Source organism: Flavobacterium sp. 140616W15 (assembly GCF_003668995.1).
Taxonomy (GTDB): domain Bacteria; phylum Bacteroidota; class Bacteroidia; order Flavobacteriales; family Flavobacteriaceae; genus Flavobacterium.
Window position 1 is genome coordinate 2,954,082 of record NZ_CP033068.1, and the last position, 25,323, is coordinate 2,979,404.

Genomic DNA, 25,323 nt, shown 5'->3' on the forward strand with positions numbered 1-25,323 from the left:
AGTTGTGAGAAGTGAGTTGAAAAACTCAAACTTAGTACCTCTGCACCTTTGTAACTCAGAACCTTTTAATCAGCTATTAATTCTTCGATTTGCTTTTCCTCTGCTATTCTTTGTAATGCCTTTTTATAATCTGTTGGCATTACTTTGATGAAATGTTCCTGTTCGTTTTCCCAGTCTGCCAAAAGTCTTTTTGCCAATGGGCTATTTGTGTATAACGAATGGTTCTTGATTAAACGTCTTAGCTTGATAAAATCATCTTCTTCTAATGGATCGAATGCAACCATTTCCATATTGCATAATGTAGAATCGAATTTTCTATTCTTGTCATAAACGTAAGCAACACCACCGCTCATACCCGCAGCAAAATTTCTTCCGGTTTTACCTAAAATAACAACAGTCCCTCCGGTCATATATTCGCAACCGTGATCCCCAATTCCCTCTACAACGGCTGTTGCTCCAGAATTTCTCACACAGAAACGTTCTCCCGCCATACCATTAATGTATGCTTCACCAGTAATAGCTCCATAGAGAGCAACGTTACCAATAATAATATTCTCCTCAGGCTTGAAAGTTGCTGTTGGTGGAACTTTAATAATCAGTTTTCCTCCTGAAAGCCCTTTTCCTAAATAGTCATTACAGTTTCCGTGAATTTTAAATGACAATCCATTTGTAGCAAATGCTCCAAAACTTTGTCCTGCTGAACCTTCAAAATCAACTAATATTGTATCCTCTGGTAATCCTTGTGCACCATATATTTTTGAAATTTCATTACTTAAAATTGCACCCACTGAACGGTCTGTATTCTTAATTTTGAAATTAACTCTTGTTTTTTCTTTTCTATAAATAGAAGGAATTGCTTCTTTTATAATTGCAAAATCCAATACGTTTTCTAAAGCGTGATCTTGTGTAGTTGTATTGTGATTCGGAACTGTTTTTGCTTTTTCTGGTTTGTAAAGAATCGAAGACAAGTCTAATCCATTTGCTTTATAATGTTTGATAGCTTTGTTCACATTTAATTTCTGTGATTGTCCTACCATTTCTTTTAAAGTTCTGAATCCTAATTGTGCCATGATTTCTCTTAACTCCTCTGCAATAAAGTACATGAAGTTGATTACATGCTCTGGTGTTCCTTTGAAATTTTTTCTTAGTTCCGGATCCTGTGTAGCAATACCAACTGGACATGTATTTAAGTGACAAGCTCTCATCATGATACAACCTGAAGCTACAAGCGGCGCAGTTGCAAAACCAAATTCTTCTGCTCCTAATAAAGCTGCTATAGCGACATCACGACCTGTTTTTAACTGACCATCACATTCTAAAACCACACGGCTTCTTAAATCATTTAAGATTAAAGTTTGTTGTGCTTCGGCCAAACCAAGTTCCCAAGGAATACCTGTATGTTGCAATGATGTTAGTGGTGCAGCTCCTGTTCCTCCATCATAACCAGAAATCAAAATCACATCTGCTTTTGCTTTGGCAACACCAGCGGCGATTGTCCCTACTCCAACTTCTGAAACTAATTTTACATTTACACGCGCTTCACGATTGGCATTTTTTAAATCGAAAATTAATTGTGATAAATCTTCAATAGAATAAATATCATGGTGAGGGGGTGGAGAAATAAGCCCTACATATGGTGTTGAATTTCTAGTTTCAGCAATCCAAGGCACAACTTTTTCACCTGGTAATTGTCCTCCTTCTCCAGGTTTTGCACCTTGAGCCATTTTTATTTGAATCTCTTTGGCATTTGTCAAGTAATTAATCGAAACGCCAAATCTTCCTGAAGCAACTTGCTTGATAGCACTATTTCTAGAATCTCCATTAATTTCTTTCTGGAAACGTTTAGGATCTTCTCCCCCTTCTCCTGAATTACTTTTTCCTCCAATTCTATTCATAGCAATTGCTAAATTCTCATGTGCTTCTCTACTGATAGATCCATAAGACATTGCTCCTGTTTTGAATTTTTTCACAATCTCAGTCCAAGGTTCTACTTCATCAATAGAAATCGGATCTAAATTATTGAATTCAAACAACCCTCTAATTGTCATAAGGTTTGAGCTTTGCTCATTGACCATATTAGAGTACTCTTTATAACTCTCTGGGCTGTTTAGACGAACTGCTTGTTGTAACTTGGCAATTGTAGTTGGATTGAACATGTGTTTTTCACCTGATCTTCTCCATCTGTAAATACCTCCAATTTCTAATGGCAATAAATTGGCAATCTTAGAATTTGGAAATGCTTTTTGGTATCTTTTCTTAACTTCTTTTTCAATTTCCATCAAACCGATTCCTTCAATTCGAGACGGTGTGTATGGAAAATATTTAGTTGAAAAAGTTTTGTTTAATCCTAAGATTTCAAAAATTTGTGCTGCTCTATACGAATGTAATGTAGAGATACCAATTTTATTCATAATCTTAAGAATACCTTTTGCAATAGCTTTATTATAATTTGCAATGGCATAATCGGCTTTTACTCCAGTAATAAAACCTTGCTCAACCTGATTATGAATAATTTCATTTACCATATAAGGATTAATAGCACTAGCGCCGTAACCAAATAATAATGCAAAATGATGTGGCTCTCGAGGTTCTGCCGATTCGATTATAATTCCGAATTTAGAACGAACCTGCAAAATATTCAATGAATGATGAACATACGAACAAGCCAACAACATTGGTATTGGTGCTAATTCTTTGCTTACTCCTCTATCTGAAAGTATAATGATATTATGTCCTTCGTTTACGGCTTTGTAAGTTGCCTGAACACATTTTTCTAAAGCACGCTCTAATCCATTTACCCCTTTCTCTATTTTATATAAAGTAGAAATAGTTGCTGTTTTGAAATCTGCGTGATCTATATTTTTAATTTTATCTAAATCCTCTTTAGAGATAACTGGATTTTGGATTTTTAATTTTTTGCATTGTTTTGATTCAATTTCAAAAATATTAAAATCTCCCCCTACCGCTAAACTAATATCTGTGATAATTTCTTCACGTATACCATCTAAAGGTGGATTAGTTACCTGTGCAAATAATTGTTTAAAATAATTATACAATAATTGTGGTTGCTCTGACAATACAGCCAATGGTGTATCATTACCCATTGAACTAATCGCTTCGGCACCCTGAGATCCCATTGGGTTAATTATTGTTTTTAAATCTTCGATTGTATAACCAAATAATCGTTGTCTTGTTTCAAAATCAATACTCTCTACAGGAGTTGGATTATTAGTATATGGCACCTTTGCTAATGGCAATAAATTTTCATTAAGCCATTCTTTATAAGGTCTTTTTGTTGCAATAGAATTTTTAATCTCATCATCTTCAATAATACGTCCTTCATTCATATCTACCAAGAACATTTTTCCTGGCTCTAAACGACCGTGTTGTATTACATCTTCAGGGTTAACATCAAGAACTCCAATCTCTGATGACATGATCACGAAACCACTTTTTGTTAATGTATAACGAGAAGGTCGTAATCCATTTCTATCAAGTAAAGCACCAATTACATTTCCATCCGTAAACGGAATTGAAGCTGGTCCATCCCAAGGCTCCATGATGCAAGCATTATATTCATAAAATGCTTTTTTATCTTCTGACATTGTTTGGTGTTTCTCCCAAGCTTCTGGCACAACCATCATCATTGCTTCCGGCAGTGATCTTCCTGTCATTAACAGTAATTCGACCACCATATCCATAGAAGCAGAATCTGATTTTCCTTCTAATATAATAGGGAATAACCTTTTAATATCATCCCCAAAAATATCACTTTGCATCAATTCTTCACGAGCTCTCATTCTGCTAATGTTACCGCGAAGTGTATTGATTTCTCCATTGTGACACATATATCTAAATGGCTGAGCCAACTCCCAAGAAGGGAATGTATTTGTAGAGAAACGTTGATGTACTAACGCCAGACGTGTTACTAAATCAGTATCTTTTAAATCGATAAAATAACCACTAATATCTTCTGGCATCAACAAACCTTTATATATAATTGTTGTTGTAGATAAACTAGAGAAATAAAACATATGACTCTCAGAAGTTTTAGAATTTCTGACAGCATGTTCTGCTATTTTTCTTGCTGCAAATAACTTAGCGTTAAATTGTTGTTCTGTTAGATTCTGTCCGTTTTTGCCAACAAAAACCTGCTTAACAGTCGGTTCTTTTTCTGCTGCAATTTCACCTAAACTATTTACATCAACTGGGACGTCTCTCCAGCCAAGAATAGTAAGGTTCTGTTCTTTTATGGTTGTTTCGAATGCATTAATACAAAATGCAACTTGGTTTTTACTTTTAGGTAAAAAAACCATTCCTACTCCATACTCTCGTGTTTCAGGGATTTCAAAATCACAAACTTTCTTAAAAAAATCATGTGGGATATCAAATAAAATTCCAGCACCGTCTCCAGTTCTTCCATCAGAACTAACTGCACCACGATGTTCCAATTTTATTAAGATATCCAATGCTTTATGAATGATGTCGTTAGACTTAATACCATTCAAATTACAAATAAATCCTGCACCACAATTGTCGTGTTCAAATTCGGGCAGATATAGCCCTTGTTCTTTAACTTTCATTCTTGATATTTTTTTTACAAAAATAAAGATTCCATTAAACATAATGTATCGAATAAAGCGTATCGCTTACATTTTTATAGTAATATTAGAAAAACAATCCTAAATTGTCAATAACATTATTTAACCCACCCCGAATTGCCAAAATCATAATTCAGATTTCGTTTTTAGAAGCAAAATCCCAATTATACTTCAAAATACGCACTATTTTATGTTAAATCTCAAACGATATAGTGTCTTTAAATTAACATTCCTTACACAATTATTTAACTCAAAATTCTAATTAATTTTAAAGAAATCGTAAAGCAAAATAAGTCTTGCTTTTTATTCCAAAAAGATTTCTTTTTAAAGTTGATTTTTGCTATTTTTGTCCCACTTTTATTCTGAAATTAATTCAGAACCAGACAAATTCTATATTATGAACATACACGAATATCAAGGAAAAGAAATTTTAGCTAGTTACGGAGTACGCATTCAACGCGGAATTGTGGCTAATAATGCGGTTGAAGCTGTGGCTGCTGCAAAACAATTAACTGCTGAGACTGGTACAGGATGGCACGTTATTAAAGCACAAATTCACGCAGGTGGACGTGGAAAAGGTGGTGGAGTTAAGTTGGCTAAAAACTTACAACAAGTTGAAGAAATAGCTGAACAAATCATCGGAATGCAATTGATTACTCCTCAAACTTCTGCTGAGGGTAAAAAAGTAAATAAAATTTTAGTTGCTGAAGATGTTTACTATCCTGGTGAAAGTGAAACTTCTGAATTTTACGTTTCTGTTTTATTGAATAGAGGTACAGGTCGTAACATGATCATGTATTCTACTGAAGGTGGTATGGACATCGAAGAAGTTGCTGAACACACTCCACACTTAATCTTTACGGAAGAAGTTGATCCATCTGTAGGATTACAAGGTTTTCAAGCAAGAAGAATTGCCTTTAACTTAGGTCTTTCTGGAAATGCTTTTAAAGAAATGGTTAAATTCATTGACTCATTATACAATGCATATATTGGTTCTGATGCTTCTATGTTTGAAATCAACCCAGTATTAAAAACTTCAGATAATAAAATTTTAGCAGTTGATGCTAAAGTTAACATCGATGATAATGCACTATACAGACAACCAAAATATGCTGAAATGCGTGATATTCGTGAGGAGAACCCAATCGAAGTTGAAGCAAAAGAAGTAGGTTTAAACTACGTAGATCTTGACGGTACTGTAGGATGTATGGTAAATGGAGCAGGATTAGCAATGGCAACTATGGATTTAATTAAGTATGCTGGTTTCGAACCTGCAAACTTCCTTGACGTAGGTGGTACTGCTGACGCTAAACGTGTTGAAACTGCTTTCCGTATCATTTTAAAAGATCCAAATGTAAAAGCTATACTAATCAACATCTTCGGAGGAATCGTTCGTTGTGACCGTGTTGCTCAAGGAGTTGTAGACGCTTACAAAAACATGGGAGACGCTATTAAAGTGCCAATCATTGTTCGTCTACAAGGTACAAATGCTGCTATTGCAAAAGAATTAATTGATAACTCTGGAATGCCAATTTTATCAGCTGTAGAATTTCAAGAAGCTGCTGACCAAGTTAAAGCTGCACTTTCTTAATCAAATAAGAAATCAATTATATAGAAAATCCTTCCGATAATATTGGAAGGATTTTTTGTTTTATAAATAAAGTCACATACATCATAGAGACTCACTGCAACAACTAACGTTGCGTAAAATCCATATTGAAATGTTTTTTTTTCAATCGCAAGATGCACTAAAACTTTAATCTAGCTTTATGATTAAAACGCAAAATTCACAAAACCATGGCCTTGCAAACTTTACGTTTATTATAGAGTCATTACAACTTATAGATTAAATTAATTATTTCAGAACAGTTGATAATTCAACAAGCTCAAATGTCGGATCCTTTTCAATAAACTGTCTGAACATTGCAGCATGACCAGCACCTACTAAAACCATTATTTTATCATCTTTGCTTTCAGTTAGCTTTTGGACTAAAGAATACATATACAAGTTTCGTTTATACCAGTTTGCGACTAAAGAAGCACCTGTAAAATCATCTGAATTTCCAGTTCTATTTGCTACTTCAAAATACCATTGTAAATTATCTTTATCAGCTTCATTTTCATTGTAGTATAATATAAGTTCAGTTAAAGTACTTCTTGAGATTCTTTCATTTTGATCATTCTCAAATTTTATCATCAATTCCGCAGTCCTTTCCTTTAAATTCTTTTGATTAGCTTTATCCATACTTATCATTAAACTGTCATAAGAAAAGCGGTTACGATAATCAATTCCGTATATTTTTTATGATTTAGTTTTTTAGCAGTACGAAGTGCTAGTTGCGTAATTTCGTTTGCGTCTTTTTTAAAAAGACTATCTGTGTTCTTATTGTAAAACTTATCTAATTCGGTTTGTTTGGTAAATTTCCATTCAACAAAAATTTTATCTGGTCCAAATTTCTTGATTTTGTCACTAATAGTTTCAAGCTCTTTTTGACTTTTTTCAGACATAACATTAAACGTTTTTGTTTTAGCAATGTCATTTCCAGGATTTGCAAAATGAAAAGTTCCAATCAGTAATATTTGTTTCTTTTTTGCTTGAGCAGAAGATAGGTTAAACGTAATAAGAGCTAGTAATAAAATAATTTTTTTCATGATGATTTTGTGTTTAAATTCCTTGCAAATGTACAAGCAGGTTTGAAGCATTTTTATTGGTTTTGATGAACACTAAGTTCCACTTGACCAACAGCCGATATTCTGCTTTAAAAATGTTCATATAAAGTTTTTCAAGGTTCGTCATTAAAAAACAATATTTCATATAAACATCATTTCCATTAAAATTCATAATTGTATTTTTGAACTTATAACTATCATTTATGAAACTTAAAATACCCTTTTACTACCATGTAATTCTTTTCTTTGGATTGTTCCTAACCTATTGTCTTTGGGATTATGGAATTAATAATAAAGTTATAATGGTTGAGCGAACCAAACTTTATCTCTGGATTACATCGACTTTTTTTCTTTCTGTTTTTGTAGTTTATATAGTCAATTTTTATACGGTTTGTGATTGGTTTTTGAATAAAAGGAAAATCCATTTTTATTTTTTAAGCATTCCGTTTTCACTAACCCTTTTTGCTGGAGTCAGATATATTTTTCAAGAAGTAATTATGTTTAATATTATTGGAGTGCATAACTATGCTATTGGGGATTTAGAATGGAGTTTTTATATACGTGATAATTTCTTTTTTGGATTACCTGCTGTTATCTTTAGCGCCTTAAGCTATTCATTTTGGCAGTTCCAAAGTGCACAACAGCAAAATCAAGAACTACTTCTGGAAAACAAAAAAGCAGAATTTCAAATATTAAAAGCTCAGGTGAGTCCTCATTTTTTATTTAATACGTTGAATTCTTTTTACAGTCAGCTGATTTTAAAAGATGACGAAATGGCTTCAGATGTTTTAGTACTTTCCGATTTACTTCGCTATGTTATTACAGAAACTGACAAAGATGAAGCAATACTATCCAAAGAAATTCAATTCATTCAGAACTATATACATTTACAGAAAAAAAGATTTGAAGATCAACTGTATTTAGATTTTACTATTGAAGGAAATTACTCAAATGAAAAAATTCTTTCATCAGCCTTGATTCATTTTGTAGAGAATGTTTTCAAACATGGAAAATTCAATACCGAACAAGAAAAAGCCGCTATTACGATCAAAATAAAAGAAGACTTTTTAGAGATATTAACTTTTAATCATATCGTTGAAGGCGAGAATTATTCTTCTACCGGAATAGGTTTTGATAACTTAACAAAAAGATTAGAATACATGTATAAAAGTAAATTTATACTTGAAAAAACTGAAGAAAATAATACCTTTAAAACCTACTTAAAAATACCTCTAAAAAAATAATTTATGGCTTTTAAATGCATAATTGTTGATGATGAACCACCAGCAACACGTATTCTGGAAAATTACATTAGTAAAGTTCATTTTCTTGAAAAAACTGCTGTTTTTAATGACTCATTAAAAGCATTAGAATTTTTAAACACACAAGCAGTTGATGTTATTTTTTTAGACATACAAATGCCTCAATTAACCGGCTTACAGATTTCAAAAATAATTTCAAAAGATATAAAAGTTATTTTCACAACTGCATATCCAGATTTTGCTTTAGAAGGATTTGAACTGAATGCAGTTGATTACTTATTGAAACCTATTGCTTTTGAACGTTTTTATCAAGCAGTTTCTAAATTAAATTCTAATTCGAAAACAGAAACCCCAAACAATAACTCTTCTGATTTTATTTTTATAAAAACTGACGGTAAAAATAAATTTCATAAGTTATTTTTAGATGATGTTTTATATATAGAAAGTCTACAGAACTATGTTTGCATTCATACCGCAAAACAACAACTTATCACGCATTCATCTTTAAAAAATATAATAGAATCACTGCCAGGAAATAATTTTATCCAGATACATAAATCATATGTAATTTCTCTTAAACAAATCGAATCAACAGATAGCTTTTCAGTTTTCATCAATGCAAAAGAATTACCCATTGGAGCTACTTATAAGGATTCGTTTTTTGAACAAATTGATAAAAATAGAGTCTAATACTCCCCATAGCCTTTGGTATTAATCTTTCGTTCTCAAGAAGTTGCAGAGATACAAAAGCCTTTTCAAACACAAAACAACCATAATTTTACCGCAAAGAGCGCAAAGATAAAAAACCGCAAAGGTTCGCAAAGCCATTAAACTTTGCGCAATCCTTTGCGCTCTTTGCGGTATTTTTTTTGTCAACCAAAAAGTTTCAAACAAAAAAAAATCCTCATCAAATTCATGATGAGGATTCTAAAGAAAGGCGACGACATACTCTCCCACATAACTGCAGTACCATCTGCGCAGGCGGGCTTAACTACTCTGTTCGGGATGGGAAGAGGTGAGCCCCGCCGCAATAACCACCTTAAGGTCGTTAGTTGCTTTAGGCAACTTTTGTAATAAAAATTAAAAATTAACAATTGATAATTAATAATTAATAATTACAATAATATCTTAACACACTGAGATAAAGAAAAAATAATTTTTTAGAAAGTTTCTCCCCCCGACTTGCGTCGGGGGAAAAGGCGTACATAAGCTTACGGATTATTAGTACTACTCGACTATGACATTACTGCCTTTACATCTATAGCCTATCAACGTGGTCATCTCCCACGATCCTTAAAAGAAATCTCATCTTGTGGTGGGTTTCGCGCTTATATGCTTTCAGCGCTTATCCCTTCCAAACGTAGCTACTCTGCGGTGCTCCTGGCGGAACAACAGATACACTAGAGGTTTGTCCAATTCGGTCCTCTCGTACTAGAATCAGATCCACTCAAATTTCTTGCGCCCACAGTAGATAGAGACCGAACTGTCTCACGACGTTCTGAACCCAGCTCGCGTGCCACTTTAATGGGCGAACAGCCCAACCCTTGGGACCTTCTCCAGCCCCAGGATGTGACGAGCCGACATCGAGGTGCCAAACCCCCCCGTCGATATGAGCTCTTGGGGGAGATCAGCCTGTTATCCCCGGCGTACCTTTTATCCTTTGAGCGATGGCCCTTCCATGCGGAACCACCGGATCACTATGCTCTACTTTCGTACCTGATCGACCTGTATGTCTCTCAGTCAAGCTCCCTTATGCCATTGCACTCTACGCACGGTTACCAAGCGTACTGAGGGAACCTTTAGAAGCCTCCGTTACTCTTTTGGAGGCGACCACCCCAGTCAAACTACCCACCAAGCAATGTCCCCCGCAATAACGGGGTTAGGCCTCAGATAAACAAAGGGTTGTATTTCAACAATGACTCCACAACGCCTAGCGACGCCACTTCACAGTCTCCAACCTATCCTACACATCATTTATCCAAGGTCAATACTAAGCTATAGTAAAGGTGCACAGGGTCTTTTCGTCCCACTGCGGGTAAGCGGCATCTTCACCGCTACTACAATTTCACCGAGCTCATGGCTGAGACAGTGTCCAGATCGTTACACCATTCGTGCAGGTCGGAACTTACCCGACAAGGAATTTCGCTACCTTAGGACCGTTATAGTTACGGCCGCCGTTTACTGGGGCTTCAATTCAATGCTTCTCCGAAGATAACATCTCCTCTTAACCTTCCAGCACCGGGCAGGTGTCAGGCCCTATACTTCATCTTACGATTTTGCAGAGCCCTGTGTTTTTGATAAACAGTCGCCTGGACCTCTTCACTGCGGCCAGCATTGCTGCTGGCGACCTTTCTCCCGAAGTTACAGGTCTATTTTGCCTAATTCCTTAGCCATGAATCTCTCGAGCACCTTAGGATTCTCTCCTCAACTACCTGTGTCGGTTTACGGTACTGGTACTAATTACCTGAAGTTTAGAGGTTTTTCTTGGAAGCCCTTAGGCGCACTATCTCTTCAACCGAAGTCTCCGAGTACTATCGTATTTCCCCAAAATCTGTGGATTTGCCTGCAGATCTTATAGGTAGGTACTTCAACGAACTATTCCGTCAGTTCGCGGCGCTTTCATCACTCCGTCACCCCATCACAGTAATTAGTAGTACGGGAATATTAACCCGTTAGCCATCGACTGTCCCTTTCGGGTTCGCCTTAGGACCAGACTAACCCACAGCTGATTAGCATAGCTGTGGAAACCTTAGTTTTTCGGTGTGCGGGTTTCTCGCCCGCATTATCGTTACTTATGCCTACATTTTCTTTTCTAACCAGTCCAGCATGCCTTACGACACACCTTCAACCCTGTTAGAATGCTCCCCTACCACTTACAATTAATTGTAAATCCATAGCTTCGGTAATATGTTTATGCCCGATTATTATCCATGCTCGTCCGCTCGACTAGTGAGCTGTTACGCACTCTTTAAATGAATGGCTGCTTCCAAGCCAACATCCTAGCTGTCTGGGCAGACAAACCTCGTTCTTTCAACTTAACATATATTTGGGGACCTTAGCTGATGGTCTGGGTTCTTTCCCTCTCGGACTTGGACCTTAGCACCCAAGCCCTCACTGTTGTGAAACATTATATAGCATTCGGAGTTTGTCAGGAATTGGTAGGCGGTGAAGCCCCCGCATCCAATCAGTAGCTCTACCTCTATATAACTTTATGCACAACGCTGCACCTAAATGCATTTCGGGGAGTACGAGCTATTTCCGAGTTTGATTGGCCTTTCACCCCTACCCACAGGTCATCCGAAGACTTTTCAACGTCAACCGGTTCGGTCCTCCACTGTGTGTTACCACAGCTTCAACCTGCCCATGGGTAGATCACACGGTTTCGCGTCTAACACTACTGACTAAAGCGCCCTATTCAGACTCGCTTTCGCTACGGATCCGTGGCTTAACCACTTATCCTTGCCAGCAACGTTAACTCGTAGGCTCATTATGCAAAAGGCACGCCGTCACCCCACGAAAGGGCTCCGACCGCTTGTAAGCGTATGGTTTCAGGATCTATTTCACTCCGTTATTCACGGTTCTTTTCACCTTTCCCTCACGGTACTGGTTCACTATCGGTCTCTCAGGAGTATTTAGCCTTAGCGGATGGTCCCGCCAAATTCAGACAGGGTTTCACGTGCCCCGCCCTACTCAGGATACCACTATCATTTACACTCATTACCTATACGGGACTATCACCCTCTGTGGTTCTACTTTCCAGTAGATTCTAATTCTTTGTGCAACAAATATCGTGGTCCTACAACCCCAACATTGCCGTAACAACATTGGTTTGGGCTAATCCGCGTTCGCTCGCCACTACTTACGGAATCACTTTTGTTTTCTTCTCCTCCGCCTACTTAGATGTTTCAGTTCAGCGGGTTTGCCCACCTATCGGTGTACTATGTCTTCAACATAGTGGGTTGCCCCATTCAGGTATTTACGGATCAATTCGTGTGTGCCGATCCCCGTAACTTTTCGCAGCTTATCACGCCTTTCATCGCCTCTGAGAGCCAAGGCATCCCCCATACGCCCTTATTTTGCTTATTGTACCAATCATAAATTAATATGACCGTTTTTTTTTGTTTTTATTATCGCTAATAAAAACGCTTTCTACTTTTATTATTTTCTTATCTCAATATGTCAATGAACTTTTATCGCTCCCAACTAAGGGATTGATCTGTGGAGAATAACGGAGTCGAACCGTTGACCTCCTGCGTGCAAGGCAGGCGCTCTAGCCAGCTGAGCTAATCCCCCATTTTTAAAATGATGATGAATTATGAGTTATGAATTCGCTCATAAATGCTCAACTTCTAAAATTTCCTTTTATTTAAGTTTAAATAGTAGTCCCGGGCAGACTCGAACTGCCGACCCCTACATTATCAGTGTAGTACTCTAACCAGCTGAGCTACGAGACTCTGTTTTTACTTAAATTTATTATTTGAACTAACAGCAGAGTAATATAATCTTTAGAGATGAACCTTTAAATTCTTTCGTCTTCTTTCCCTAACGTGCATTACTGCTAACATATAGGGCTCTAGAAAGGAGGTGTTCCAGCCGCACCTTCCGGTACGGCTACCTTGTTACGACTTAGCCCTAGTTACCAGTTTTACCCTAGGCAGCTCCTTGCGGTCACCGACTTCAGGCACCCCCAGCTTCCATGGCTTGACGGGCGGTGTGTACAAGGCCCGGGAACGTATTCACCGGATCATGGCTGATATCCGATTACTAGCGATTCCAGCTTCACGGAGTCGAGTTGCAGACTCCGATCCGAACTGTGACCGGTTTTATAGATTCGCTCCTGGTCGCCCAGTGGCTGCTCTCTGTACCGGCCATTGTAGCACGTGTGTAGCCCAAGGCGTAAGGGCCGTGATGATTTGACGTCATCCCCACCTTCCTCACAGTTTGCACTGGCAGTCTTGTTAGAGTTCCCGACATGACTCGCTGGCAACTAACAACAGGGGTTGCGCTCGTTATAGGACTTAACCTGACACCTCACGGCACGAGCTGACGACAACCATGCAGCACCTTGTAATTTGTCTTGCGAAAAATCTGTTTCCAAATCGGTCAAACTACATTTAAGCCTTGGTAAGGTTCCTCGCGTATCATCGAATTAAACCACATGCTCCACCGCTTGTGCGGGCCCCCGTCAATTCCTTTGAGTTTCATTCTTGCGAACGTACTCCCCAGGTGGGATACTTATCACTTTCGCTTAGCCACTGAGATTGCTCCCAACAGCTAGTATCCATCGTTTACGGCGTGGACTACCAGGGTATCTAATCCTGTTCGCTACCCACGCTTTCGTCCATCAGCGTCAATCAATTAGTAGTAACCTGCCTTCGCAATTGGTATTCCATGTAATCTCTAAGCATTTCACCGCTACACTACATATTCTAGTTACTTCCTAATAATTCAAGTTTAACAGTATCAATGGCCGTTCCACCGTTGAGCGATGGGCTTTCACCACTGACTTATTAAACCGCCTACGGACCCTTTAAACCCAATGATTCCGGATAACGCTTGGATCCTCCGTATTACCGCGGCTGCTGGCACGGAGTTAGCCGATCCTTATTCTTACAGTACCGTCAAGCTGGTTCACGAACCAGGGTTTCTTCCTGTATAAAAGCAGTTTACAATCCATAGGACCGTCATCCTGCACGCGGCATGGCTGGATCAGGCTTGCGCCCATTGTCCAATATTCCTCACTGCTGCCTCCCGTAGGAGTCTGGTCCGTGTCTCAGTACCAGTGTGGGGGATCTCCCTCTCAGGACCCCTACCCATCGTAGCCTTGGTAAGCCGTTACCTTACCAACTAGCTAATGGGACGCATGCTCATCTTTTACCGTTGTGACTTTAATTATAAAATGATGCCATTCTATAATACTATGAGGTATTAATCCAAATTTCTCTGGGCTATCCCTCTGTAAAAGGTAGATTGCATACGCGTTACGCACCCGTGCGCCGGTCTCTACTTCCGAAGAAGCATACCCCTCGACTTGCATGTGTTAAGCCTGCCGCTAGCGTTCATCCTGAGCCAGGATCAAACTCTTCATCGTATATTTTTTATATTATATTGCGACTAAGATTCTATCGGTTATATTCAAATCTTGCGATTCTATTACTCTTTATTCTTTGTTTCGAAATCTCTTTCGAAACGGCTGTCAATTCAATATGTCTAAGAACTTGTCTACTTATTTTGTATCGCTTGTTTCTCAAAGCGGGTGCAAAAGTAATGAACTCCTTTTTAACTGGCAAGATTTTTTTGAAGTTTTTTTTAAGAAATTTTATTTCTCGTTTTCTTCGTTTTTCTTAGCAGTATTTCAAGGAACTTCCGTTGTTTTATCTCACTTAACTCTTATCTAAAGAAGTGTTCGATGAACTTCGTTTGCGGGGTGCAAATGTAACTTTCGTTTTCCAAACTCACAAGCTTTTTTTAATCTTTTTTTTAGAAACTTTCGCTTCCAAATCCGATTGTTTTGCTTACCAGTGTGTCAGTGAACGTCTTGTTTGTTGCGGGTGCAAAACTACCACCTTTTTATAGATAAACAATACTTTTCGATCGCATTTTTGCGCTTATTTTGCGTTTATTTTGCGTTTATTTCTTAACGCATTGATAACTCATACCTTACTGCTTGGCTGTTTTGGGGTTTTGTGAGTATTATCGCAATCAGAATGCGTTTTTGATAAAAACCTCTAAGTTCTTAGTGCAATTATTACGTGATTCTTATTAAGAAGAACTCTTTTTTGATACGCTTTCTTAACTAAACCTCATCTCAATACCTTAAAACAACAACCAAAGTAAATTCTATTCCTTATATACAATAAGAAACAACAATCCTTCCTATATATATATACTATTCAACTCTTACTTCTCTAGACACCCTTATATAATATAAAACCTACTACCCTAGCCCCAATAGAAATGGAAATCCTTTTATGACGGGGTTCGGCATAAAAGATTGAAATGTATAGTGGGATTGAGCTCCTAATAAATTTTACTCTTATATATAGTATAAACTTCTACATATATATTGTATGTATTTTTGTAATCCACTATATTTGCATTCATAAAATTATAAACAATGATTAAGATTACTTTACCCGATGGGTCAGTTAGAGAGTATGCTTCTGGCGTAACTCCTATGGAGGTTGCGAAAAGCATTAGTGAAGGATTTGCCCGAAACGTGATTTCGGCTTCTTTTAATGGTACAACTATTGAAACCGAAACTCCACTGACGACCGATGGTAGTCTTATTTTATATACATGGAATGACACTGAAGGTAAAAAAGCCTTTTGGCATTCGACTTCACACGTAATGGCTCAAGCTCTTGAGGAGCTTTTTCCTGGAATTAAACTAACTCTAGGACCTGCTATCTCAAATGGTTTTTATTACGATGTTGATTTTGGTGACCAAAAAATAACTGATGCTGATTTCAAAAAGATTGAAGACCGCGTTCTTGAAATTTCAAGAGGTAAACATGAATTCAAAATGCGCCCTGTAAGCAAAGCTGAAGCTTTAGAACTATACAAGGACAATGAATACAAAACTGAATTAATCTCTAACCTTGAAGACGGAACCATCACTTTCTGCGATCATGCTACTTTTACTGACTTATGTCGTGGTGGCCATATTCCTAATACTGGAATCATCAAAGCGATGAAAGTAATGAGTGTTGCTGGTGCTTACTGGAGAGGTGATGAAAAAAACAAACAATTAACTCGTGTTTACGGAACTTCTTTCCCTAAACAAAAAGACTTAACTGAATATTTAGAACTTCTTGAAGAGGCAAAACGTCGTGATCACCGTAAGCTTGGGAAGGAACTTGAGTTATTTGCTTTCTCTCAAAAAGTTGGACAAGGTTTACCTTTATGGCTACCTAAAGGTGCTGCTTTACGTGATAGATTAGAACAGTTCTTGAAGAAAGCTCAGAAGAAAGCTGGTTACGAACAAGTGGTTACTCCTCATATTGGTCAAAAAGAGTTATACGTAACTTCTGGTCACTATGCTAAATATGGTGCTGATAGCTTTCAACCAATTCATACTCCTGCTGAAGGAGAAGAATTTTTATTGAAACCTATGAACTGCCCTCATCACTGTGAAATTTACAATGTGAGACCTTGGTCATACAAAGATCTACCTAAGCGTTATGCTGAATTTGGTACTGTTTATAGATATGAACAAAGTGGGGAATTACATGGTTTAACTCGTGTACGTGGCTTTACTCAAGATGATGCTCATATTTTTTGTACTCCTGAACAATTAGACGAGGAATTCAAAAAAGTAATCGACTTAGTACTTTACGTATTTGGTTCTTTAGGTTTTGAAAACTTTACTGCTCAAATTTCTTTGCGTGATAAAGAAAACAGAGACAAATATATCGGTAGTGATGAAAACTGGGAAAAAGCAGAAAATGCTATTATCAATGCAGCAGCTGACAAAGGCTTAAATACTGTGGTTGAATATGGTGAAGCCGCTTTTTACGGTCCAAAACTTGATTTCATGGTGAAAGATGCCTTGGGAAGACAATGGCAATTAGGAACTATCCAAGTTGACTATAACTTACCTGAGCGTTTTGAACTTACTTATAAAGGAGCTGACAATGAATTACATAGACCTGTAATGATTCACCGTGCTCCATTTGGTTCGATGGAACGCTTTATCGCAATTTTACTAGAACACACTGCAGGAAATTTCCCACTCTGGTTAATGCCAGAACAGGCTATAATCTTGTCTTTGAGCGAGAAATATGAAATATATGCTAAAAAAGTTTTAGATTTGCTAGAAAATCACGAAATTCGCGCCCTAATTGACAACAGAAGTGAGACCATAGGTAAGAAAATTAGAGATGCAGAAATGCAAAAATTACCGTTTATGCTGATTGTAGGTGAGGAAGAAGAGAAAAACGGTACTATTTCTATTCGCCGTCATGGTCAAGAAGGAAAAGGAAACATTACAGTTACAATTGAAGAATTTGTCGCAATTGTGGACGAAGAAATAAAAAAGACATTAAAAGTATTTACAGTTTAACTTAAATTATAAAGTCATAGCAATAAGAAGCAACAGAGGTTACCAACCTCGCGTAGAAAAAAAAGATGCACACAGAATAAACAATCTTATTCGTGTTCCTGAAGTACGCCTTGTAGGCGAAAACATTGAGCCAGGCGTTTATAAAATAGCCGAAGCTCTACGACTAGCTGATCAATTTGAATTGGATCTAGTTGAAATTTCGCCAAATGCAGAGCCACCGGTTTGTAAGATCATGGATTACAAGAAATTTGTTTACGAACAAAAGAAACGTGATAAAGTCCTGAAAGCAAAATCGACTCAAGTTGTAGTGAAAGAAATTCGCTTTGGTCCTCAGACTGATGAGCATGATTATGAGTTTAAGAGAAAGAACGCTGAAAAATTTCTTAAAGAAGGTGCTAAATTAAAAGCATTTGTATTCTTTAAAGGACGTTCTATCATCTACAAAGATCAAGGTCAGATTTTATTATTGAGACTAGCTACAGATCTTGAAGAATATGGTAAAGTAGAAGCTATGCCAGTTCTGGAAGGAAAGAGAATGATTATGTTCATTGCTCCGAAGAAGAAAAAGTAAATTCAGTTTACAGTTTCAGTATTCAGTTTTACAACTTGAAACTTGAAACCTTAAACTTGAAAACAAGATAAGTAAGTAAGAATAAATTAAAACACTAGGAAAAATGCCTAAAATGAAAACAAAATCTAGCGCCAAGAAACGTTTTAAAGTTACTGGTTCTGGAAAGATTAAAAGAAAGCATGCTTTTAAAAGTCACATCTTGACTAAAAAATCTAAAAAACGTAAATTAGCTTTGACACATTCAGCGTTAGTTCACTCAACAGATATGAAAAGCATCAAACAACAATTAAGAATTATCTAATAATTCTTTAGGTTAAAACATTTAAAAATAACCTTGGAGTATGGCCGATAAGTTCCCTTGATTAAATTCGGGACGCCAGCTACAAAAACACATAAAAATTATGCCAAGATCAGTAAATTCAGTTGCTAAAAGAGCAAGAAGAAAAAAGATAATGAAGCAAGCCAAAGGTTTCTTTGGTAGACGTAAAAACGTTTGGACAGTTGCTAAAAATGCGGTAGAGAAAGCAATGTGCTACGCTTACCGTGATAGAAAAGTGAATAAAAGAAATTTCCGTGCATTATGGATTCAACGTATCAACGCTGGAGCTAGATTGGAAGGAATGTCTTATTCACAATTCATGGGGAAAGTAAAAGCTAACGGAATCGAATTGAACCGTAAAGTTCTTGCAGATTTAGCAATGAATCACCCTGAAGCTTTCAAAGCAGTACTTAATAAAGTAAAATAAACGTTTTATAAACTCAATTTATATTACTTACTTATATAAAAACCCAATCTTTCGATTGGGTTTTTTGTTTTTTAATACATGGATAAAAAGGTTCCTTCTGATCTTGCTATTTATCTGTGACTACTTTTGCCACAAAAGAAGATATTTCTTTTGTATCTGTGTCTTCCTTGACTACATATATCCCTAATACATTATTTTTATATACTGTGTTGGCACTTGTAACACTTGAACCTGGAAACTCAATATCTATCCAATTTGCTTCTCCAAATGATCCATCTGAATTTCGACTAACTGAAACGAAAGATGCTCCATTACCCTCACCATTTAAAGTTATCCAATCAGCAGGCATATTATAACCGTTGTCTTTAGAATCTGTAATTCCTTCAAAATGAGTGATTATTGACAAAACTGTTTCGTTTTTATAACTAAATGTTTTTAAATTACTTATCTTTTTAGTTTTACCATTATAATCTACAAGAAATGCTTGACTAAGCTTTCCTAATTTATGGCTTGAATAACCACCTGCCAATGTATAACTATCTTCGCCATTATACCAAATCCCATAAAGAGTATTAGTTATTGAATCTGGCAACTTAAATTCTGTATATTCTTTAGTTGTTATATCGCATAGAAATGCATACCCGTTTTTATCATTCTCTACATCATAATTTCCAACTGCAATTCCCCCCATAATACTGTGGACAAAGACATTGTTAGTATTTCCATTGTTTGGCGAAATTCTAATCCAAGTTCCTGATCCATCCAAAGGTCCTTCATAATAAAATCCAAGATTCCCACTTGGTAATCCCCTGTAGCTGTTGTTATTTTATATGCCCCTACAATTTGTATAGATCTGTCTGGTCCGTTATTGGGTCCATAACATGAAGTATTAGTGACTATCTCTGATGCTGTACTTGGAAAATTAACGACATGCCATTTTCCATTGTTACCATTTCCAATTAACTTTCCTTCGTAAATTAATCCTTGAACGATATTATTTTCTCCGAGTAAACTAGCCGTGATATATACATTTTCTGAGTTAGAAACTCCTCTTATTCCTTGTATTGTTGTTTGTCCATCTGGATTATTAAAATCCATATAACTTACTGCACTAACTTCTAGATTTAGATTTTGTTCCATAATGTTTTTTTTTAGATTATTAATTAGTTTACCCTTTTACATTACTATATCATCAATAATCTTTAGTTGAATTTTACTGTGTTAAAGACATCTGTCGGAGTATTTACCCAGAGTTTGTCTACCTCTAGCTGATGTAATTGCTCTTCTAACTCCATTCTTATTTCACTATACCCAGGATCATAAGCTAGATTATTAATTTCTAGTGGATCATTTACTAAATCATATAGCTCGTATTGTTTGAAATAAGCACTTGATGCATCAAAGTAATAATCGAATTTCCATTTTTCTGTTCTTATACAGCGAATGCGATTAGCGGCTTTTACAACCGCCCAATTGCTATTTGAACCAGCTTTAATATCATCGTAAGTAAACAAAATACTGTGCTGAACAGCTGTACCAGTATCCATAATTGGCAACAAACTGGTTCCTGCAAGTCCTATAGGCGGATTTGACACATTAGCAATATCAATAAAAGTAGGCATAATATCTGCCAATGTAGCTAATGCCATCGATTGCCTAATATTATGATTTTTAAACAAAATAGGATTTGAAATTACTAGTGGGACACGTAATGCTTCTTCATATGCAACAAACGTTTTCTGACGTAATCCTCCATGAGCAAGCCCCATCTCTCCATGATCTGATGTCAGGGTAACAATTGTTGAGTCTGCTAATTTCTTTCCATTTTCATCTTCTTTGTATAATTCTTCTATAAGATATCCAATTTCTTTATCGACATGACTTAACAGATTTCCATAAAAATTGATATAATTCAGTTTTTCTTCAGATGTAGCTACAGCTCCCAAACTTAGAGCCATATTAATTAAAATTTGCTCTTGTGCCATTGGCTTTTTGTTTTCAAGTAAATTTTCATTTACTGTAGCAGGAAGCTCAATCTCTCTACCTGACCAACTATCTGGATGATATCCTGAAGTAGCTGCTGATTTAGGATATGCCAAAACATCATGAGGATTAACTAATGAAAGGACCAAACAGTATGGTTTATAATTCCCAGCAGCTCTTTTTATCTTTACTTCTTTCAAATACTGTATTGCCTCAGCTGTATATCTGGCATCATGATTAGCATATCCCCCACCAAAATTAAGAGGATTAACATCTTCACCTGCATCTGGAGCAATCCAGCCCATTGCACCAAATAATGAAATATCTGCGGCTGTTAAATTCTCGTAATTCGTCTTTGTACCATTAGGTGCTACTCCTTTACTCATATGCCATTTACCCCTGTATTGTACATCGTATCCATCTGCCCAAAGTACATTCATGATATTTGGCAAAGTATTATCTAATGTTGGTTCTTGCGGTGATAAAAGCCCTCCTTCGGTTAACGTCTGACTTACTCCATGTTTTGCAGGATAAGTCCCTGTAAATAGTGTTGCTCGACTTGGAGAGCACATACATGTATTACAAAATGCTCTATCAAAACTAAATCCGTTTTCTTTAAGAAAAGTTAGAGTTGGAAGATTATTCTCCTCCCATCCTGGTGGAAAATGTTGTGTAGCTCTTTGTTCATCAGTGATGATAAGAATAATGTCAGGCTGTTTGCCAATTTTTTGGTTAAGTTTTTCTTTTAAGTCCATTGCTTCTTGTTTAAATTATTAAATAAAAAATGCAATTATCTATGTGTCTGCAAAAACACATACTATTAATAAATTTGGAGAATCTAAAAAATAGTTGTTTTTGGAACTTATAAAATTTTAAGAAGATATAGTTATTATGTGTGGTATTCCTCTGAGACTAAACTATCACTAAGGCATTCTATGTTACAATCTAATCCTGTCTATCTAAAAACTAGACCTACTGATGAATCTAATCAATAACTAAAATAAAACTAGTTCCAAATTAGTCCATAAATCAATATAGCTGAAATAATTAAAATAAAGTAACACTAATAAAACTACACCTCAAAGAGTATAAACACCTGTTTTACAAACAAATAAAAACAAAGCACATTTACTATAAAAGATGTTTTATTTATACAGACAAAAAACAATCTCTGAATTAGTTTCACTAACTAAATCAATGTAAGAATTATATGTAAGAAACTAATTCTCCTTTTTTTTTAAAATGTGCCTATCAATAATATACTGCGTAATAGGCTTTAATGTTTTTTCTGTTTCGGGATGCAATCCTGGAGCTGTAAAATATTCATAGTTCCCATCAAAACACTTACCATACCAAACACAAGGTTTTCCCATTTTGAAAAAACTTGTTGTATCACAAACTTTAATTTTTTTGAAGTTTAAAATTATCCCGTCCTCCTTTTTAAGTACTATCGGTTCTAATAGTGACATTGAATTTGGTACCTCATCACAAGACACAGCCTCATAATGATCTTCATTCCAAACCATACAATCCCGTACATTATAAAGATTCCACACTACTAAACCAGCCATAAAAATAATCAAACTAAAAGCCGAAACTAAATAAACAATCCTAGGCTTGGGTTTTCCCCTAACGGTATAATTTGTTGAATTACCAACAAATGCTTTTTGCTGAATCTCTGTTGTAAGATCTACAACAGTTTCTTCTTTTATTGCAGATTGTACAGGAACTTCCAAAATGTTTTTGGGCTTCTTAACAATCGCTTCTTCTTTTAAAAATTTATTATATGGCCTCTTTTCAAAATCAACTAAAATTGCTGCCAACTCAATTCTTGCAGTATTATCTGAATCTTTATCTCCAATTAAAAAGGAGATAATAGGTCTAAATTTTGCAATTTCAAATTTTGCAATAGCTCTTCTTAAGTCCTCTCCTTCTTTCACATTCAAAAATACCCTTAGTGAATTTTCATCATTTATAGATAATGAATTATCAAAAAGCATTAAGCATAAATTACGTAATTGTGCTGGAGATGGATTTAACAAAATACCCGTTGGGTCTTCTAATTTATAAGATTGGTATTTTGATTTTATAGCACTTTTATATTCTTCAAAAGTAATTCTACACATAAGTATTAATCGGAATTATTAAACATTTTAAAGCAATCAATAGAATTATCAGCATTACTGGAATTCTATCTCAACACCCCACTAAAACTGATATTTCTTTGCCTCAGAATTAGTTACCGGCTTAATCTGCAGGTTAAGGCAAATGTACAAAACTACTTCTTTTAAAAAGTGCGTGAATCCGTAAGACCGAGTTTATCCGGGAAGTATAAATAAAATCATACTGCTTCTACACACTTCACTTCCCAAGAAAAAATCTAAAAAAACAATCCACAGAGTGTGGTTTGTAAATCAGCCAAAATTTCAATTTGAAATCGAACAGGCTGGTCTATGTCTAAATTTTAAACTTAAGAAGATGAAAAGAATTTTTATACTAGCGTTTTTTATAGCATCCAATTTGGCTTTCGTATCTTGCACTAATGATGATGTTGAGGACACAATAAAAAATAATAAATCAGTAGTAACCAATGCTTCTATGGGCGAAACAGGCGGAGGAGCTAATGGTCAAACCCCAATCCCACCACCAAAATAATTCAATTACAATTCAACTAGAATATTGTAAATAATTTTCATATTTTCGGGAAATGAAACTTCAAAAAGTCCATTTCCCGATTTTTATTTTAACGATGATTCTAATAATTGCTTCTTGCAAAAAAGAATCTAATCTAAATGTGACTCCAAAAAAAAACTCTTTATATAGTACTTTTTTATCCTTAGCAGACAAACATACTGAAAATCAAACATATGATAGTGCATTCTATTATTACAATAAATCTAAACAGGTATGTAATACTAATGAAAATGAGAAAAAAATTTACTCATTATTAAAAATGGCTTCTATTCAGCAAATACAAGGTGACTATTTTGGCAGTGAAACAAGTGTAACAGAAGCAATCCCTTTTTTTACAAAAACTACTAATCCTTATTATAAATGTGCCGTCTATAACAATTTAGGGATAAACTATGAAAGATTAGATGAATATGATGACGCAATTTATAATTATAACAAAGCAATAACATTTGCAGAAATAGATTTGCAAAAGGATATATTAAAAAATAATATCGCTGTAGTTTACCAAGGCAAAGACGAGCACAAACAAGCTGAAGAAATTCTTTACGCCCTAAGTCAAAAAAAAAGTATTATAAATGACCCAGAGAATCAAGCTCGAATACTTGACAATTTAGGCTATTCTTATTATAAAAATGGCAATCCAAAAGCTATAGAATATATCAACAAATCGATAAAAATAAGAGAAAAAATAAATGATGACTTCGGATTAACTACTAGTTACATGCATCTTGCAGAATTATATTCTAATTTAAATAATAAACTTGCAAATAAATACGCAAATATTGCCTACCAAAAAGCTACTGAAACTAACAATGTAGATGATCGTTTGACCTCACTAAAACTAATAATCAAGAACTCTACAGGCAGAGAATTAAAAAATAACACGTTACTCTACTTAAAAGTAAATGACAGTATAAATAAATCAAGGCAAAAAGCTAAAAATCAATTTGCAAAAATTAAATACGATTCTAAACTGGATCGTGAAGAAAATCTAAAACTAAAAAACCAAAAAGCAGAGAATGCATTACAGTTGGAAAAGGTTAAAAATAGAAATTTAACCTTATACATTATAATTGGACTCGTTTTAGGATCTGTTTTTTTTCTTTATTATTATTTAACGACAAAAGGAAGACGAGAAAAAACTGCTGCAATATATGAATCTGAAATTAGAATTTCTAAAAAGCTCCATGATGAACTTGCCAATGATGTATATCATACTATTGTGTTGGCAGAGACCAAAGACCTATCTACCTTTGAAAATAAAGAAATTCTTCTTTCAAATTTAGACACAATATACTCTGGCACCAGAAACATTTCAAGACAAAATAGTACTATTGATACTGGAGAAAATTTCGAGAATGAATTGAAGGAAATATTGTCTAGTTACAATGGTAATGAAACAAACGTTATTATAAACAATAGTAACAATATTAACTGGTCAAAAATTCAAGCTGAAAAGAAAATTGCTATATATCGTGTCCTACAAGAATTACTAGTTAACATGAAAAAACACAGCCGATGTACCTTTGTTGTTATTGGTTTTGAGGAGAATGACAAACATATTAAGATACAATACTCTGATAATGGAATTGGTTTCAGCGAAAAAATGAATTTAAGAAATGGTCTTAAAAATGCGGAAAACCGTATTCAAAACATAAAGGGAACTCTTACTTTTGAATCGGAACCTAATAAAGGATTAAAAGTAAAAATTTCATTTCCAAAATAATTTAAG

General features: G+C 35.5%; 14 protein-coding genes, 2 tRNA genes, 3 rRNA genes and 1 pseudogene. 9 read left to right on the forward strand and 11 right to left on the reverse strand.

All coding sequences use genetic code 11. The annotated features are described in order from the left end of the window. Positions 1-65: 65 nt before the first annotated feature. Positions 66-4,583: a glutamate synthase large subunit gene (gene gltB / locus EAG11_RS12670; protein WP_129539507.1), complete on the reverse strand. Its 4,518-nt coding sequence runs from the start codon at positions 4,581-4,583 to the stop codon at positions 66-68. Positions 4,584-4,998: 415 nt separating this feature from the next. Between gltB and sucC the strand changes: the two genes are divergently transcribed. Then, the gene (gene sucC, locus EAG11_RS12675) at positions 4,999-6,192 is read left to right on the forward strand and encodes an ADP-forming succinate--CoA ligase subunit beta (protein WP_129539508.1); all 1,194 of its coding nucleotides are present in this window, start codon (positions 4,999-5,001) and stop codon (positions 6,190-6,192) included. Between the two features lie 264 nt (positions 6,193-6,456). Here the strand turns inward: sucC and EAG11_RS22860 are convergent. After that, positions 6,457-7,304: pseudogene (locus EAG11_RS22860) on the reverse strand (DUF5694 domain-containing protein). 170 nt (positions 7,305-7,474) lie between these two features. Between EAG11_RS22860 and EAG11_RS12685 the strand changes: the two are divergent. Both EAG11_RS12685 and EAG11_RS12690 read left to right on the forward strand, forming a co-directional pair. Then, positions 7,475-8,515 carry a sensor histidine kinase gene (locus EAG11_RS12685; RefSeq protein ID WP_129539509.1) on the forward strand — a complete coding sequence of 347 codons (1,041 nt, stop codon included), beginning with the start codon at positions 7,475-7,477 and terminating at the stop codon, positions 8,513-8,515. 3 nt (positions 8,516-8,518) lie between these two features. Next, the gene (locus EAG11_RS12690) at positions 8,519-9,223 is read left to right on the forward strand and encodes a LytTR family DNA-binding domain-containing protein (protein ID WP_129539510.1); all 705 of its coding nucleotides are present in this window, start codon (positions 8,519-8,521) and stop codon (positions 9,221-9,223) included. Between the two features lie 242 nt (positions 9,224-9,465). Here EAG11_RS12690 and rrf read toward each other — a convergent pair. The 5 genes from rrf to EAG11_RS12715 form a co-directional block, all read right to left on the reverse strand. Further along, positions 9,466-9,575: ribosomal RNA gene (gene rrf / locus EAG11_RS12695) — 5S ribosomal RNA — on the reverse strand. A 159-nt stretch (positions 9,576-9,734) separates the two neighbouring features. Then, positions 9,735-12,619 (reverse strand): 23S ribosomal RNA (locus EAG11_RS12700). Between the two features lie 133 nt (positions 12,620-12,752). Further along, positions 12,753-12,826 (reverse strand) — tRNA-Ala (locus tag EAG11_RS12705). 87 nt (positions 12,827-12,913) lie between these two features. Further along, a tRNA-Ile gene (locus EAG11_RS12710) sits at positions 12,914-12,987 on the reverse strand. Positions 12,988-13,110: 123 nt separating this feature from the next. Continuing rightward, positions 13,111-14,624, reverse strand: a 16S ribosomal RNA gene (locus tag EAG11_RS12715). The 16S, 23S and 5S rRNA genes sit together here with 2 tRNA genes alongside, the layout of an rRNA operon. A 1,026-nt stretch (positions 14,625-15,650) precedes the next feature. On the opposite strand from EAG11_RS12715, the gene thrS reads away from it, so the two are divergent. From thrS to rplT, 4 genes are all read left to right on the forward strand, one after another. After that, positions 15,651-17,597 (forward strand): threonine--tRNA ligase, encoded by a 1,947-nt coding sequence (thrS, locus tag EAG11_RS12720; RefSeq protein WP_129539511.1) that lies wholly within the window; start codon positions 15,651-15,653, stop codon positions 17,595-17,597. Positions 17,598-17,673: 76 nt separating this feature from the next. Beyond that, a complete protein-coding gene (gene infC / locus EAG11_RS12725) occupies positions 17,674-18,168 on the forward strand; it encodes a translation initiation factor IF-3 (RefSeq protein ID WP_229991322.1) in 495 nt (164 codons plus the stop codon). A gap of 103 nt (positions 18,169-18,271) precedes the next feature. Continuing rightward, positions 18,272-18,469 (forward strand): 50S ribosomal protein L35, encoded by a 198-nt coding sequence (gene rpmI / locus EAG11_RS12730; RefSeq protein ID WP_007810722.1) that lies wholly within the window; start codon positions 18,272-18,274, stop codon positions 18,467-18,469. A 100-nt stretch (positions 18,470-18,569) separates the two neighbouring features. After that, on the forward strand, positions 18,570-18,914 hold the full coding sequence (rplT, locus tag EAG11_RS12735) for a 50S ribosomal protein L20 (RefSeq protein ID WP_035633036.1): 345 nt from the start codon (positions 18,570-18,572) through the stop codon (positions 18,912-18,914). A gap of 106 nt (positions 18,915-19,020) precedes the next feature. Here rplT and EAG11_RS22350 read toward each other — a convergent pair whose 3' ends face one another. The 4 genes from EAG11_RS22350 to EAG11_RS12750 all read right to left on the reverse strand — a co-directional run bounded on the left by EAG11_RS22350 (position 19,021) and on the right by EAG11_RS12750 (position 23,023). Next, positions 19,021-19,605, reverse strand: a complete 585-nt coding sequence (locus EAG11_RS22350) for a hypothetical protein (protein WP_242499152.1) — start codon at positions 19,603-19,605, stop codon at positions 19,021-19,023. Beyond that, complete coding sequence (locus EAG11_RS22355) at positions 19,572-20,054, reverse strand: hypothetical protein (RefSeq protein WP_242499153.1); 483 nt, start codon at positions 20,052-20,054, stop codon at positions 19,572-19,574. The genes EAG11_RS22350 and EAG11_RS22355 overlap by 34 nt, the downstream gene beginning before the upstream one ends. A 62-nt stretch (positions 20,055-20,116) precedes the next feature. Next, positions 20,117-21,652 carry a sulfatase-like hydrolase/transferase gene (locus EAG11_RS12745; RefSeq protein WP_129539513.1) on the reverse strand — a complete coding sequence of 512 codons (1,536 nt, stop codon included), beginning with the start codon at positions 21,650-21,652 and terminating at the stop codon, positions 20,117-20,119. 465 nt (positions 21,653-22,117) lie between these two features. Further along, positions 22,118-23,023: a hypothetical protein gene (locus EAG11_RS12750; RefSeq protein ID WP_129539514.1), complete on the reverse strand. Its 906-nt coding sequence runs from the start codon at positions 23,021-23,023 to the stop codon at positions 22,118-22,120. 352 nt (positions 23,024-23,375) lie between these two features. On the opposite strand from EAG11_RS12750, the gene EAG11_RS21770 reads away from it, so the two are divergent. Next, on the forward strand, positions 23,376-23,552 hold the full coding sequence (locus tag EAG11_RS21770; protein ID WP_164998705.1) for a hypothetical protein: 177 nt from the start codon (positions 23,376-23,378) through the stop codon (positions 23,550-23,552). Between the two features lie 94 nt (positions 23,553-23,646). Next, positions 23,647-25,317 (forward strand): tetratricopeptide repeat-containing sensor histidine kinase, encoded by a 1,671-nt coding sequence (locus tag EAG11_RS12755; protein WP_164998706.1) that lies wholly within the window; start codon positions 23,647-23,649, stop codon positions 25,315-25,317. Positions 25,318-25,323 lie beyond the last annotated feature (6 nt).